We start from the raw sequence: 14,397 nt of genomic DNA, 5'->3' as shown, positions 1-14,397 counted from the left end.
TTGCTACACCGCGGAGCGGATGGCGGGTTCGAGTTGCCGGAAGAGCGCCCGGCTCGCGTCTTCGATCATACCGAGCACCTCGTCGAACATCTCGGGACCGGCGTAGTAGGGGTCGGGGACATCGAGCTGATCGGCCGCGGCCGGGTCGAAGGAGCGCAGCAGCACGACCTTGTCGGCATCCGCCTCGGTCGGCGCCCATTGCCGCAGGATCCGCTCGTGCGACCGGTCGAGCGCGACCACGAGGTCGCTGCGGGAGAACTCGCTCTGCTCGAACTGGCGTGCGCGATGGGCGGTCCCGTCGTAGCCGTGCGCGGCGAGCGCGCTCACGGTGCGGGCGTCGGCGTGCTCGCCGACATGCCAGTCGCCGGTGCCGGCGCTGGTCGCGACGACGCGGTCCCCCATCCGCCGCGACTCGGCGACACGGCGGAACACGATCTCGGCCATCGGGGAGCGGCAGATGTTGCCGGTGCACACGAACACGACACGGAACGGTGCGAGCTCGGACACTCCCCCATTGTGTCCGCATCGTCCGGTTCTGCACAGCCGCAATCGGGAAGCGCGTTGTGCACCGACGCGGGCGGCGCGCCGCGCGGAGCGCGCCGTCCACGCATGATCGGCGGATGCGGTGGATGACGGATGCGGCGGCGCTCGCCGCCCTGGCGCCGGCCGAGACGGCCGTGGGGGACGTCGTCGCCCACCTCGACCTGGCCCGCGTGGCCGCGACGGAGCTGGATGAGCAGACCGCGTGGGTCTCGCCTGCGGCCACGGCGTTCCGGCTGGCCCTCGCGGAGTGGCATGCACGTCTGGACCTGTGCCGGGCGCAGGCCGCGCTGCTGCGCGCCGAGGTCGCGGCGGCGCGCAGCGCGGCGACCGGACCGGCCGGATGAGCGACGGGTTCACGATCTCGTCCGGCGGCGCGATCGCGGTGGACGCCGACGCCCTGCGCGAGGTCGCGACCGCACTTGATCGGGTGAGCCACCGCTTCGTGCAGGCCGGCTCCGACCTCGACCGCGTCCGTGCCGGACTGGCGTGCCTCGCCGCGGTCGGGCTCGGGACCGGCGTGCGAGCGGCGCGCCTGTCCGCCGATGTCGAGGCGCTCGCGGTCGACGCACAGGCGATGGCTCAGCGTCTGCGCACCGCTGCCGCGGCATACGACCTGGTCGAGCTGCTGGTCGCCCGTGACGCCGCGATCGCCGGCGGCGTCGACGCGGCCGCGATCGATGCGCAGATCGCGCGGCTGCGGCAGCGGCATCCCGAGGCGAGCGGGCCGGCGGCGACGGCGCTGGCCGGCCGAGACCGAAGGGACGAGCTGGTGCCGGCCAGACTGTTCGCGCTCGCGACGGTCTCCCCGCTGCTGCTCGTGCCGTTCGCGATCGCGGCGGGCGGCGGCCTCGCACAGCTCGCCGGCAGCGGACTCGGACGCGGCTGGGCGAGCGCGGCGACGGCGGCCACGACATCGACCGCCGTCAGGGTGCGCCAGGTGGCGCCGACCGCGGCGGCGACGGCGCCCTCGACGCTCGTCGACGCCCTGGGACGCATCCCGTCGGAGGGCTCGTCGAGGGTGCGCGTCGAACGGTACGACCTTCCCGGCGGCGGCCGGGCGTTCGCGGTGTACGTGACCGGCACGAAGTCGCTGACGGACCCGGCGGAGGCCTGGAACATGACCTCGAACGCGCACCTGTTCACCGGTGAGGACGCCGCCTCGCTCGACGCCGTGCGTGCCGCGCTCGCGGCGGCCGGCGCCGAGCCCGGCGACGACCTCTACGCGTTCGGCTACTCGCAGGGCGGGATGATCGTCGACGCGCTCGCCGCCGACGGCACGTACGACACCCAGGTGCTCGTCACGGCCGGGTCGCCCACCTCGTTCGACCCCGGCGAGGGCACGTTCGTCGTCGAGCTGCGCCACCGGGACGACCCGGTCGCGTCGCTCGCCGGCGGCGGCTTCGCGCAGCCGATCGGCGCGGAGGGCGGCTTCGTCGCCGAGCGCACGGTCTCGACACTGCCCGGTCTCGGCGACCTCACGCTCGAGGCGCACCATGCCGAGGCGTACCTGGCCACGGCATCCCTCGTCGACGGGTCCGGCGACCCGCGTGCCGCCGCGCTGGTCGCCCGGCTCGCGGCGCTGCAGGCGGCCGGGGCGGCGACCGTCTACCAGTTCGCGCCCGACCCGGTGCCGACGCCCTCCCCGTCGCCGCAGGCGTCGCCCGTGCCGGAGCTGCTCAGCGTTCCCGATCCGCGCGACGAGGGCGCAGGATGAGCCCGAAGACCCAGTTGATGATCGTGATCAGCAGGGCCGCGAGCACGCCCCACCAGAAGTCCTCGACGCGCAGGCCCCAGCTCCAGAACCCGGTGATCCACGCGGTCAGCCACAGCAGGAACCCGTTGACCACGAGCGAGAACAGCCCCAGCGTGAGGACGTACAGCAGGAAGGTCAGCACCTTCAGCACGGTGCCGACGATGGTGTTCACGATCGCGAAGATCGCGGCGATCACGAGCAGCGAGATCACCAGCTGCAGATCGCCGCCCGGGGGGAACGCGATCACGCTGACGCCGAGGGCCGGGAGGAGCGTGACGACCCAGATGGCGAACGCGTTGACCACGACACGGATGAGGAAGCCCATGCGGCAACTCTCTCGCGTCTGGGCGCGGATGTCACTCGGGACCGCCGGCCCGGGAGAACGACCTGCTCGTAGACTCGTCGGGTGACCGAGCCGACCCCCGTCCGCATCCGTCCCGAGATCGCGGGGCTCCCGCCGTATCGGCAGGGGAAGCAGGCCGCGGCCGACGCCTTCAAGCTGTCGAGCAACGAGAACCCGTTCGACCCGCTGCCGCACGTCGCGGAGGTGCTGCGCTCCCGCGTCGACGTCAACAGGTACCCGGACGCGACAGCTGCCAGGCTGCGCGATCGCCTCGCCGCGCGCTACGGGGTCGCGCCTGACGAGGTGCACATCGGTGCCGGCAGCGTCGCCCTGCTCTATCAGCTGGTGCAGGCGGCGGCCGGTGCCGGCGACGAGGTGATCTACGCCTGGCGCTCGTTCGAGGCCTACCCCAGCATGGTGGTGGTCTCGGGCGCCGAGCGGGTCGAGGTGCCGCTGACCGCGGACGGCCGGCACGACCTGCCGGCGATGGCGGCCGCCGTCACCGACCGCACCCGGGTGATCGTCGTCTGCAGCCCGAACAACCCGACGGGTCCGGTGGTCACGCAGCGGGAGTTCGACGACTTCGTCCAGGCGGTGCCCGGCGACGTCCTGATCATCCTGGACGAGGCCTACGCCGAGTTCGTCACCGCTCCGGATGCGGTGGACGGGCTGCGCGAGCTCGGCATCGTCCGCCCGAACGTCGTGGCGCTGCGCACCTTCTCGAAGGCGTACGGGCTCGCAGGTCTCCGCGTCGGCTATGCGATCGGGCATCGGCGCGTGCTGGACGCCGCCCGGGCCACCGCCATCCCGCTGTCGGTGACCGCGCAGGCGGAGGAAGCGGCGCTGGCGAGCCTGGACGCCGAGGACGAGCTGCGCGCGCGCGTGCGCGTGATCGCCGACCGGCGTGACCGCCTCGCGGCCGGCCTGCGGGAGGCGGGATGGGACGTGCCGGAGGCCCAGGGCAACTTCGTCTGGCTGGCGACGGGCGCGCAGACGCTCGAGGCCGCGGCCGCCTTCGAGGCGGGGAACGTCATTGTCCGCGCGTTCGCGGGAGACGGCATCCGCGTCACGGTCGGCGAAGCGGAATCTGTGGATGAGGTCCTACGGATCGCGGCATCCATTGTCGACACCCTTCCAGAGGGGCACCGGGGGCGGCGGCTACGGTAGAACCCGTGACCACCGACGACTCGGTTCCCTGCGACCTGGTGCCCGCCGACGATCCGAGCGTGGCGAGGGTGCTCGCCGCCGACGGCACGTTCGCCCCGACGCCGGCCGCCGAGCCCTATCTGGAGGCGATCGCGGCGCTCGGCGACGCCGACCTCGAGACGTTCTACCGCGACATGATCGTCATCCGGGCCTTCGACCGGCAGGCGACCAACCTGCAGCGCCAGGGTCAGCTCGCGCTCTGGCCGCCGAGCCTCGGGCAGGAGGCGGCGCAGGTCGGATCCGCCCGGGCGGCGCGCCCGCAGGACCACATCTTCCCGTCCTATCGCGAGCACGTCGTCTGCACGATCCGCGGCGTCGATCCGGTCGACATCATCCGGGTGATGAAGGGCCTCACCCACGGCGGGTGGAACCCCTTCGACCCCGAGAACGGCAACGTGCACATCTACACGCTCGTGCTGGGCTCGCAGACGCTGCACGCCACCGGGTTCGCGATGGGTCTCGCCTTCGACGGCAAGAGCGGGCAGGGCGACCCGCAGCGCGACGAGGCCGTCATCGTCTACTACGGCGACGGCGCCTCCAGCCAGGGCGACGTGCACGAGTCGATGGTGTTCGCCGCGAGCTTCCAGACCCCCGAGGTGTTCTTCCTGCAGAACAACCAGTGGGCCATCTCGGTGCCGGTGCGCACCCAGTCCCCCGCTCCGCTCTACCGCCGGGGGGAGGGGTACGGGATGCCGAGCGTGCAGGTCGACGGCAACGACGTGCTGGCCAGCTACGCTGTCACGCGGCGGGCGCTCGACGAGGCGCGGGCGGGCCTCGGCCCCCGCGCGATCGAGGCGATAACCTACCGCATGGGCGCTCACACCACCAGCGACGACCCCACGAAGTATCGCACCGGCGACGAGGAGGAGGCGTGGTCGCGCCGCGACCCGATCGCGCGCATGAGGGCGTACCTCCTCTCCCGCGGTGCGAGCGAGGCGTTCTTCGCCGACGTGGCCGCCGAGGCCGACGCGGTCGCGGAGGACACCCGCATCCGCACGGTGGCGCTGGGCGGCATCGAGCCCGACAGCATGTTCGCGCACGTGTACAGCGAGCCGCATCCGCTGATGGACGCCCAGCGCGAGTGGCTCGCCGCCTACGAGGCCTCGTACGAGGAGGACCAGGCATGACCATGTCCCAGTTCGGCGCGGTTGATGTCCCAGTTCGGCGCGGTATGAGCCTCCTATACCGCGCCGAACTGGGACATGCTCGGGGGAGGGGCGCCGAATGAGCGAACTCGAGACGATGCCGCTGAGCAAGGCGCTGAACGCCGGGCTGCGGCAGGCCATGACCGACGACGACCACGTCGTGCTGATGGGCGAGGACATCGGGCCGCTCGGCGGCGTGTTCCGCATCACCGAGGACCTGCAGGCCGAGTTCGGCCCGCGCCGCGTGATCGACACCCCCCTGGCGGAGTCGGGCATCATCGGCACCGCGATCGGTCTCGCCATGGCCGGCTTCCGGCCGGTGTGCGAGATCCAGTTCGACGGCTTCGTCTACCCGGGATTCGACCAGATCACCTCGCAGCTGGCCAAGATCACCAACCGGCACGAGGGCGCCCTGCGGATGCCGGTCGTCATCCGCATCCCCTACGGCGGCCACATCGGGGCGATCGAACACCACCAGGAGAGTCCGGAGGCGTACTTCACCCACACGCCGGGGCTGCGCGTGGTCAGCCCCTCGACGCCGAACGACGCGTACTGGATGATCCAGGACGCGATCGCCAGCGACGATCCGGTGATCTTCTTCGAGCCGAAGAGCCGCTACTGGCCCAAGGGCGAGGTCGACCTGGCCCAGCGGGCGCTGCCGCTGCACGCCTCACGGGTCGTGCGTCGCGGCACCGACGTGACCCTCGTCGGTCACGGCGCCATGGTCGCGACGCTGCTGCAGGCGGCCGCCCTCGCCGAGGGGGAGGGCGTCTCGGCCGAGGTCGTCGACCTGCGCTCGCTCTCGCCGGTCGACTACGGTCCGATCCTCGAGTCGGTGCGCCGTACCGGCCGCATGGTCTACGCGCAGGAGGCGCCGGGGTTCACCTCGTTGGGCTCCGAGATCGCCGCGACCGTCGCCGAGCAGGCGTTCTACGCGCTCGAGGCGCCCGTGCTCCGCGTCTCCGGCTTCGACGTGCCCTTCCCGCCCGCGAAGCTCGAGGGCCTCTACCTGCCGGATGCCGACCGCATCCTCGAGGCCGTCGACCGGGCCCTGGCCTACTGAACCCGCCATGGCTGCGCATAACTCAGGCAGAATCGGTCCGATGGCCGCCGTCGACGGCGTGGCAGGCCGGAATCGCCTGAGTCGTGGACAGTCCGCCGCTGAAAGGAAGCCCGCATGACGAGCCAGACCTTCCACCTGCCGGACGTCGGCGAGGGCCTCACCGAGGCCGAGATCGTGCAGTGGCGCGTCGCGCCCGGCGACACGGTCGCCGTCAACGACGTCATCGTCGAGATCGAGACCGCCAAGTCCCTCGTCGAGCTGCCGTCCCCGTTCGCCGGCACCGTCGGCGAGCTGCTCGTCGCCGAGGGCACGACCGTCGACGTAGGGGCGGCGATCGTCACGATCGCGGATGCCGGCGCCACCGCCGACGCCCCGCTTCCCGCCGACCATCCGGCCGCCGAGCACGCCGTGCCCGAGGAGACCGCGGACGAGGGCTCCGGCTCGGTGCTGGTCGGCTACGGTGCCGCCGGCCACGTCAGCTCGCGCCGCAAGCCCGGCCGAGGCGCCCACGCCCCGGCGAAGCCCGCGGCGTCCGGGGTCGTGGTCGCCAAGCCCCCGATCCGCAAGCTCGCCCGCGACCTCGGCGTCGACCTGGCCGAGGTCACCCCCACCGGTGCGAACGGCGAGGTCACCCGCGAGGACGTGGTCACCCACGCGTCTCAGGCGCAGGTGTTCCGCAACCTGCAGACGCCGGAGTGGCCCGAGGTGCGCGAGGAGACCATCCCGGTCGCGGCGTCCGTCGCTCCGCCACCCGCGCAGGCGCCCACGCCGCCGCGAGCGGCACCGGCCCCCGCCGGCGAGCGGGAGGAGACCATCCCGGTCAAGGGCGTGCGCAAGGCCACCGCGAGCGCGATGGTCGGCTCGGCCTACAGCGCCCCGCACGTGTCGGTGTGGACGGATGTCGACGCCACCCGCACCATGGAGCTCGTCAAGCGCCTGAAGGCCTCGCCGGACTTCGCCGACGTCAAGGTCTCGCCGCTGCTGATCATGGCCCGCGCCGTGATCTGGGCGGTGCGGCGCACGCCGATGATCAACTCGGCGTGGGTCGACAAGGAGGACGGCAGTGCCGAGATCCGCGTGCGCCACTTCGTGAACCTCGGCATCGCGGCCGCCACCCCGCGGGGCCTGCTCGTGCCGAACATCAAGGAGGCGCAGAGCCTCAACACGCGCGAGCTCGCCAGGGCGCTGGAGAACCTCACCCTCACCGCGCGGGCCGGCAAGACCTCGCCGGCCGACCAGCAGGGCGGCACCATCACGATCACCAACATCGGCGTGTTCGGGATGGATGCCGGGACCCCGATCATCAATCCCGGCGAGTCCGGGATCATCGCGATGGGCGCGATCCGGCAGAAGCCGTGGGTGGTCGACGGCGAGGTGCGGCCCCGCTGGGTCACGACGGTGTCGGGCTCGTTCGACCACCGCGTGATCGACGGCGACGGCGTGAGCCGGTTCGTGGCGGACGTCGCATCCGTGCTGGAGGAGCCGGCGCTGCTGCTGGACTGAGGCGGCGTGAGGGGGCTCGGTGGCAGCGACCGGTCCTCAGTTTGAGAACGATTCTCAATAGCGTTACGGTAGGAGCATGCCCCGAATCCGGATGACTCTCGCCCTGCCCGCCGTGTCCGCCGCTGCCGTGCTCGCCCTCGCCGGCTGCGCCGCATCCTCCGCCTCCGACGACGCCTCCGACGGCACGTTCACGCTCGTCACCTCGACGAACGTCTACGGCCAGATCGCGCAGGAGATCGCCGGCGACGACGTCACCGTGACGTCGATCATCGACTCGGCGTCGCAGGACCCGCACGAGTTCGAGGCGACCGCAGCCGACCAGCTCACCGTGCAGAGCGCCGACCTGATCGTCGCGAACGGCGGCGGCTACGACCCGTTCATCGACTCGCTCATCGACGCGAGCGGATCCGAGGCCCCCGTGATCGTCGCCGCCGAGTACTCGTCGGCGTGGCAGGGCGAGCAGGCCGACGAGGACACCACCGCCGAGCTGCAGTCCGATCCGCACGCCGAGCTCGACCACGACGAGGACGAGCTCGAGGGCTTCAACGAGCACGTCTGGTACTCCTTCGACACTATCGCCAGCGTCGCGCAGGCCATCGCGGACGAGCTGAGCGCCCTCCTGCCCGACGACGCGTCGACGTTCTCGGCGAACCTCGACGCGTTCACCTCCCAGCTCGACTCCCTGACCGCGAGCACGGACGAGATCGCGGCCGCGCACCAGGGCGAGGAGGTCATGTACACCGAGCCGGTCCCCGGCTACCTCGTGGAAGCGGCGGGTCTCGTCAACGTCATGCCCGAGGACTTCAGCGAGGCGGTCGAGGAGGGCAACGACGTGCCGGCGGCGACGCTGCTGGAGGCGACGACCCTGCTGCAGTCGGGCGAGGTGAGCGTGCTGTTCGCGAACTCGCAGACCGGCGGCGCCGAGACGACGCAGCTCATCGACACGGCCGACGCGGCCGGTGTGCCCGTGCTGGAGGTGTCGGAGACGCTTCCGGACGGATTGACCTACATTGAGTGGATGCAGCAGAACGTATCCGCGCTCGCCGCCGCGCTCGATTCGTGAGCGCGGGCGGGCCGCCGCTGCGCATCACGTCCGCCGCGCTTCGTCGCAACGGGCACGAGCTGTGGAGCGGCCTGGACCTGGAGGTCGCGCCCGGCGAGCTGATCGCCGTGCTCGGCCCCAGCGGCGCGGGCAAGACCACGCTGCTGCGGGCCATCCTGGGCCTGGAGCGGCTGAGCTCCGGCAGCATCGAGGCGCTCGGCGAGCCCGTGCGCAGGGCCGGCAACCGTCGCATCGGCTACATCCCGCAGCAGCGGCCGATGCCCCGCTACGCCGCGCTGCGGGGCCGCGACCTCGTGACGCTCGGCGTCGACGGGCACCGCTTCGGCCTCCCGCTCCCGCGGCGGGGGGAGCGGGACCGCGTCGACGCGCTGATCGACGCGGTCGGCGCGCGCGACTTCGCCGACCGGCCGGTGGGCGTGCTCTCCGGCGGCGAGCAGCAGCGGCTGCGCGTCGGCCAGGCGCTCGCCGACGACCCCCGGCTGCTGCTGTGCGACGAGCCGCTGACCAGCCTGGACCTGGCCAACCAGCAGGCCGTCGTCGGGCTCATCGATCGTCACCGTCGTGAGCGCGGGGCGGGCGTGCTGCTGGTGACGCATGACATCAACCCGGTCCTCGGGGCGGTCGACCGCATCCTGTACCTGGCGGGGGGCAGGTTCACCCTCGGCACTCCCGACGAGGTGCTCGACTCGCGTACCCTGACCGACCTGTACGGCGCGCCGGTGTTCGTGCTGCGCGCGGGCGATCGCCTGGTGGTGGTCGGCGCTCCGGATGCCGAGGAGAGCCACCACCACCACGACCGGCCGCCGAGGGAGCCTCGGCTGTGAACTGGTCGGACATCGGCGACGCGCTCTTCGGCGGGGCCTCGCAGTACGGGGCGGTGCTGGCCCTCGTGCAGAACTCGGTGTGGGCCGGCGCCGTTCTCGGCATCGTCGGCGGCCTCATCGGCGTGTTCGTCATGCAGCGGGACATGGCGTTCGCCGTGCACGGGATCAGCGAGATGTCCTTCGCGGGCGCGGCCGCGGCGCTGCTGTTCGGGGTGGATGTGGTCACCGGCTCGCTCGTCGGCTCGTTGATCGCGGCGGGCCTCATCGGCTGGCTGGGCGCCCGCGCCCGTGACCGGAACTCGATCATCGGCGTGCTCATGCCGTTCGGGCTCGGCCTCGGCATCCTGTTCCTCTCGTTGTACAACGGTCGCAGCGCGAACCGCTTCAGCCTGCTGACGGGGCAGATCGTGTCGGTGCAGAGCAGCCAGCTGGGCGTGCTGATCGTCATCGGCGTGCTCGTGCTCGTGGGGCTGCTGCTCATCTGGCGGCCGTTGCGGTTCGACTCCCTCGACCCGCAGTCGGCTGCCGCGCGCGGCGTGCCGACCCGCGCCGTCTCGTTCGCGTTCATGCTGCTGCTCGGCCTCGTCGTCGCCGTCGCCGTGCACATCATCGGCGCGCTGCTGGTGATGGCGCTGCTGGTGACGCCCGCCGCCGCCGCGATGCGCGTGTCGACCGGGCCGCTGGCCGTGCCGCTGCTCGCGGCGCTGTTCGGCGTCGTGTCCGCGGTCGGCGGCATCCTGCTCGCCGTCGCCGGCACCCTGCCGGTGAGCCCCTACATCACGACCATCTCGTTCCTGATCTACGTCGTGTGCCGTTTCGTGGGCGCCCGTCGCGACCGCGCCGCCCGCGACGCATAGCCGGCGTCCGGGCCGCGCCCAGCGCCGCGCCGGTAAACTTCCGGCCATGGCTCAGCGCAACACCTGGCAGCGCGAGCGCGTCCGCGAGGAGCTCGCCTCGGCTCGCGGCTTCGTGAGCGCGCAGACGCTCTACGCCCGGCTGCGCGAGGCCGACACCGGCATCGGCCTCGCGACCGTCTACCGCGCGCTGTCCTCCCTCACCACGGACGGCTCGGCCGACTCGCTGCAGAGCCCCGACGGGGAGAACCTCTTCCGCGCATGCGAGAGCGCGCATCACCATCACCATCTGATCTGCCGCAACTGCGGGCTCACGGTCGAGATCGAGGCCTCCGAGGTCGAGGCGTGGGCGCAGCGCACCGCCACACGCCACGGCTTCACGCAGGCCGAGCACGTCGTCGACATCTTCGGGCTGTGCACGCCGTGCGCGAAGGCGCAGGCCTGAGGCGTGTCCGCCCCGACCCGCTACGTCCCCAAGACCGCGAAGGTGCCGGTCCGGGGCGCGGGAGCCGCCGCCGGCCTCGGCCTCGGCGTCCTGGCGCTCGTCGTGCTGCTCGGGGTCGCAGCCCTCGTCCCGCAGCTCGTGCCGGGCTCGCTGCCCGACCAGCTCCAGGACGGCATCACCCTCGCCCTCAGCGTCCTGATCGAGTCGCTGCCGTTCGTCGTGCTCGGCGTGGTCCTCTCCATCGTCGTGCAGGTGTGGGTGCCGGCCGGGACGATCGAACGATGGATGCCGCGCCGCGCCTGGGCCCGCCGGGCCGTGCTGTCCCTGCTCGGCATGATCGTGCCCGTCTGCGAATGCGGCAACGTGCCGTTCGCCCGCGGCCTGCTGATGCGCGGTTTCACGGTGCCCGAGACGCTCACGTTCCTCATCGCCGCGCCGATCGTGAACCCGATCGTCATCATCACGACCCATCAGGCGTTCGGGTTCTCCGACGGCATCCTCGTCGCGCGCCTGCTCGGCGGCTACGCGGTCGCCAACCTGCTCGGCTGGCTGTACAGCCGGCATCCCGACCCCGACGGCCTGCTCACCGAGCGGTTCCGGGACGCCTGCGAACTGGTCGCCCCGGAGCGCGGCGGCAGATGGCGGCGCAGCCTCGCCCAGCTCGTCGTCGAGTTCCGGGCGGTGATGCCGGCGCTCGTGATCGGCGCGGCGCTGGCCGGAGCGGTGCAGGTGGTCGTGCCCCGCGATGCGCTGCTGGCCATCGGATCGAACCCGGTGCTGTCGATCGTCGCGATGATGGCGCTCGCGATGGTCGTCTCGATCTGCTCCAACGTCGACGCCTTCTTCGCGCTCTCGTTCGCCTCGACGTTCACGTCCGGGTCGATCGCCGCGTTCCTGGTGACGGGGCCCCTGGTCGACGTCAAGATGATCGCCCTGCTGCGCACCACGTTCACCGCCCGCACCATCGCCGGCATGGTCGTGGTGGTGCTGCTGTTCTCGTTCGCGCTCGGGACGGCGGTGAACCTGCTTGTCTAGATCGCAGAGCCTCCTCACCCGCTGGCTGGGCGTGGGCCTGGCCGCCTGCCTCGCCGCCGTCACGGTCGCGCTCGCCGTCACCGGCCGGATCGGCCTGTACATCAACCCGGATGCCGCATGGTTCGCCGTGCTGATGGCGGTCGTCGCGCTCGTGGGCACGCTGCTGAGCTTCGCGCTGCCGCTGGGCGCCGAGGCGGATCACGGCCACGACCACGCTCCGGTGCCGCACGCGCCGCACCGCGACGAACAGGTTCGTCTCCGTCAGGATGTCGCAACAGGGCATGATGCCGGGCATCTTCACGGAGACGGACACGCGCCGAGCGCCGTCGCCCGCGTGGCCGTCGCCACCGGCGGCGTGCTCGCCTCGGGCATCGTGCTTGGCATGCTCGTGCTGCCCGCGGCGTCGCTGTCGGCGCAGCTCGCGGCGTCCCGCGACACCGGCGCCGCGCCGCTGTTCTCCGGCTCCGACGCGATCACGCTGGCGACGACCGGCGACACCGCGTCGTTCGGCGTCGGCGACTGGGCCAGCGTGTTCGCCACGGCCACCAACCCGGACGCGTTCGAGGGGGACGCGGTGACCCTCACCGGCTTCGTCAGCCAGGCCGGGTCGGGCGACTTCTCGCTCACGCGGCTCGTGATCACGCACTGCGTGATCGACGCGCAGCCCGCCACCGTCACGGTCGCCGCCGACGCCGCGGGCCTCGGCGCCGGCCAATGGGTGACCATCTCGGGAACCGTGCGTACGGGCGACGACGGCACGCTCGAGATCCTCGCCTCGCTCGTCACGCCGATCGACGAGCCGTCGGACCCGTATGAGTACTGACGGCACCGCGACCGGCAGCCGCCGCGCCCGGTCGCGCCGACGGCGGCTGCGCGCCTATGTCGGCGCCTTCGCGGGCATCGTCGCGCTGCTCGTCGTGATCGGGCTCGCCGGCGGCGCGGTCGGGACGCTGCAGGGCCCGCGGGTCACCGACGTGCAGTTCGACGCCGACGCGGCGGTGTCGGCATCCGGCTCCCGCCTCATCCTCACGACGAGCCAGTCGCTGCAGGAGATCGACCCCTCGCAGGTCACCATCACTCCCGCCGTGGACATGACCGTCTCCACCAGCGGACGGCAGATCGGCATCCGATTCGCGCTGCCGCTGTACGACGCGATGACGTACACCGTGACGATCGCCGGCGTGACCGGGACGGGGGGCGGTCCCGTCTCGACGATCACGGAGACGATCACCACGCCGTCGCTGACCGTCTACATGCTGCAGCGGTCGGACGAGGGGGACACCGTCTATCGCACCGGCCTCGACGGTGCCGCGGCGGTGCCCGTGTACACGGCCTCCCACATCGAGGACTTCCGGGCGACCACGTCGTACCTGGTGATGTCGATCCGCACCGACGACGACAGGCCCGCGCTGGTCGTGACCGACCTGGACGGGCAGGACGCCCGCGAGCTGCCGCTGCCGGGCGACGGCACCGGCACCGTGCAGGAGCTCGGCAGCGCCGACACCGGCGACGTCATCGGCTACACCTACACGGACGCCGACCCGGCCGCCGCGGGGGCGCTGACCAGCGCGCTGTTCACCGCATCCCTGAAGCCGGCGGACGCCGACGCCGCGCCCACCGCGATCCAGGCGGCGGGCGCGACGGTCGAGGCGGCGGATTGGCGCTTCGTGCCCGACACCGACAGCATCCTCGTGCTGAGCTTCGGGGGACGGCTGCTGCTGACGCCGCCCGACGGCTCGAACGTCGTCGACCTCGGCGACGCGGCGCAGATCGAGGGCATCGCGCGCGGGTCGGCGACCGCCGTCGTGCTGCGCACCGACGGGTACTACACCGTCGACCTCTCCGACGGCGCGACCACGCCGCTCGTGGGCGCGACCGGCGTCGAGGGGAGCATCGGCGCCATCCTGCCGCTGCCGGGCGGCACGACGCTGCGCGAGATCAGCGCCGCCGACGGCATGAGCGGCGCGGACGTGTACCTCGTCGCCGCCGACGGCACCCCGACGCACGTCTTCGAGACGGCCGCCACCGACGCGCTGCTGCAGACGTGCGTGTCGCCGTCGGGACGGTATGCCGCGTTCCTCGTGCAACCGGATGCCGCCGGCAACCCCTACGTGACCGGGTACGACCTGCCGGTGCCGACCACGGTCGAGACCCATGTCGTCGACCTCGACGACGGCAGCGAGGTGTCCGCGCTCGGCGCGTTCGCGATCTCGTGGTGTCAGGTGCCGCTGCAATGATCGCGCTCGTGCCCGCCACGCGCGCCGACCTCGCCGGGCTGCCCCTCGAGGTCGCGCCCCGCCTGCTCGGCGGCCACCTGATCACCGAGCTCGCGGGAGACCGGGTCGTGCTGCGGATCACGGAGGTCGAGGCCTATCACGGTGCGGGCACCGGCGAGGTGCCCGACCCCGGATCGCACGCGCGGATGGGGCCCACCGCCCGCAACGCCACGATGTGGGGCGAGCCCGGGCACCTGTACGTGTACCTCAGCCACGGCATCCACTCGTGCGTGAACGTCGTGTGCGGCCCGGTCGGCGTCGCCGGCGGTGTGCTGCTGCGCGCCGGGGAGGTGGTCGAGGGCGTGGACGCCGCGACCGCGCGACGCCGCGCGCGCCGGGGCGTC

16 protein-coding genes are annotated in these 14,397 nt (G+C 72.4%); 14 read left to right on the top strand and 2 right to left on the bottom strand.

Features of this window, described 5'->3' with window-relative positions; genetic code table 11:
* Positions 1-3 precede the first annotated feature (3 nt).
* A complete protein-coding gene (locus tag QM626_RS08550) occupies positions 4-444 on the bottom strand; it encodes a low molecular weight protein-tyrosine-phosphatase (protein ID WP_415076107.1) in 441 nt (146 codons plus the stop codon).
* A gap of 176 nt (positions 445-620) precedes the next feature.
* Here QM626_RS08550 and QM626_RS08545 point away from each other — a divergent pair, with 176 nt between their 5' ends.
* Complete coding sequence (locus QM626_RS08545; protein WP_415075991.1) at positions 621-887, top strand: hypothetical protein; 267 nt, start codon at positions 621-623, stop codon at positions 885-887.
* Positions 884-2,257, top strand: coding sequence for a hypothetical protein (locus QM626_RS08540; protein ID WP_415075989.1), 1,374 nt, complete (start codon positions 884-886; stop codon positions 2,255-2,257). Before QM626_RS08545 ends, QM626_RS08540 begins: the two co-directional genes overlap by 4 nt.
* Here QM626_RS08540 and QM626_RS08535 read toward each other — a convergent pair.
* Positions 2,220-2,621 carry a phage holin family protein gene (locus QM626_RS08535; RefSeq protein ID WP_415075987.1) on the bottom strand — a complete coding sequence of 134 codons (402 nt, stop codon included), beginning with the start codon at positions 2,619-2,621 and terminating at the stop codon, positions 2,220-2,222. The genes QM626_RS08540 and QM626_RS08535 overlap by 38 nt on opposite strands.
* Positions 2,622-2,702: 81 nt before the next feature.
* On the opposite strand from QM626_RS08535, the gene QM626_RS08530 reads away from it, so the two are divergent.
* The 12 genes from QM626_RS08530 to QM626_RS08475 all read left to right on the top strand — a co-directional run.
* Positions 2,703-3,806 carry a histidinol-phosphate transaminase gene (locus tag QM626_RS08530; RefSeq protein ID WP_415075985.1) on the top strand — a complete coding sequence of 368 codons (1,104 nt, stop codon included), beginning with the start codon at positions 2,703-2,705 and terminating at the stop codon, positions 3,804-3,806.
* A gap of 35 nt (positions 3,807-3,841) precedes the next feature.
* On the top strand, positions 3,842-4,972 hold the full coding sequence (locus QM626_RS08525; RefSeq protein WP_415076105.1) for a thiamine pyrophosphate-dependent dehydrogenase E1 component subunit alpha: 1,131 nt from the start codon (positions 3,842-3,844) through the stop codon (positions 4,970-4,972).
* 97 nt (positions 4,973-5,069) lie between these two features.
* Positions 5,070-6,053, top strand: coding sequence for an alpha-ketoacid dehydrogenase subunit beta (locus tag QM626_RS08520; RefSeq protein ID WP_415075983.1), 984 nt, complete (start codon positions 5,070-5,072; stop codon positions 6,051-6,053).
* 114 nt (positions 6,054-6,167) lie between these two features.
* On the top strand, positions 6,168-7,556 hold the full coding sequence (locus QM626_RS08515; protein WP_415075981.1) for a dihydrolipoamide acetyltransferase family protein: 1,389 nt from the start codon (positions 6,168-6,170) through the stop codon (positions 7,554-7,556).
* Positions 7,557-7,632: 76 nt separating this feature from the next.
* Positions 7,633-8,619, top strand: coding sequence for a metal ABC transporter solute-binding protein, Zn/Mn family (locus QM626_RS08510; RefSeq protein WP_415075979.1), 987 nt, complete (start codon positions 7,633-7,635; stop codon positions 8,617-8,619).
* Positions 8,616-9,443, top strand: coding sequence for a metal ABC transporter ATP-binding protein (locus tag QM626_RS08505; RefSeq protein ID WP_415075977.1), 828 nt, complete (start codon positions 8,616-8,618; stop codon positions 9,441-9,443). The genes QM626_RS08510 and QM626_RS08505 overlap by 4 nt, the downstream gene beginning before the upstream one ends.
* Positions 9,440-10,300: a metal ABC transporter permease gene (locus tag QM626_RS08500; RefSeq protein WP_415075975.1), complete on the top strand. Its 861-nt coding sequence runs from the start codon at positions 9,440-9,442 to the stop codon at positions 10,298-10,300. Before QM626_RS08505 ends, QM626_RS08500 begins: the two co-directional genes overlap by 4 nt.
* A gap of 46 nt (positions 10,301-10,346) precedes the next feature.
* On the top strand, positions 10,347-10,742 hold the full coding sequence (locus QM626_RS08495; protein ID WP_415075973.1) for a Fur family transcriptional regulator: 396 nt from the start codon (positions 10,347-10,349) through the stop codon (positions 10,740-10,742).
* A gap of 90 nt (positions 10,743-10,832) precedes the next feature.
* Positions 10,833-11,777, top strand: coding sequence for a permease (locus tag QM626_RS08490; RefSeq protein ID WP_415076103.1), 945 nt, complete (start codon positions 10,833-10,835; stop codon positions 11,775-11,777).
* Complete coding sequence (locus tag QM626_RS08485) at positions 11,770-12,600, top strand: TIGR03943 family putative permease subunit (RefSeq protein WP_415075971.1); 831 nt, start codon at positions 11,770-11,772, stop codon at positions 12,598-12,600. The genes QM626_RS08490 and QM626_RS08485 overlap by 8 nt, the downstream gene beginning before the upstream one ends.
* Positions 12,590-14,014: a hypothetical protein gene (locus QM626_RS08480; RefSeq protein WP_415075969.1), complete on the top strand. Its 1,425-nt coding sequence runs from the start codon at positions 12,590-12,592 to the stop codon at positions 14,012-14,014. The genes QM626_RS08485 and QM626_RS08480 overlap by 11 nt, the downstream gene beginning before the upstream one ends.
* The coding region (locus QM626_RS08475) for a DNA-3-methyladenine glycosylase (RefSeq protein ID WP_415075967.1) at positions 14,011-14,397 on the top strand (387 nt) is incomplete at its 3' end. The genes QM626_RS08480 and QM626_RS08475, both read left to right, overlap by 4 nt.

It is taken from the genome of Microbacterium sp. (assembly GCF_047606385.1).
Classification (GTDB): domain Bacteria; phylum Actinomycetota; class Actinomycetes; order Actinomycetales; family Microbacteriaceae; genus Microbacterium.
The sequence above is the reverse complement of the archived record's forward strand: the minus strand, read 5'-3'. Positions and strand labels throughout refer to the sequence as shown.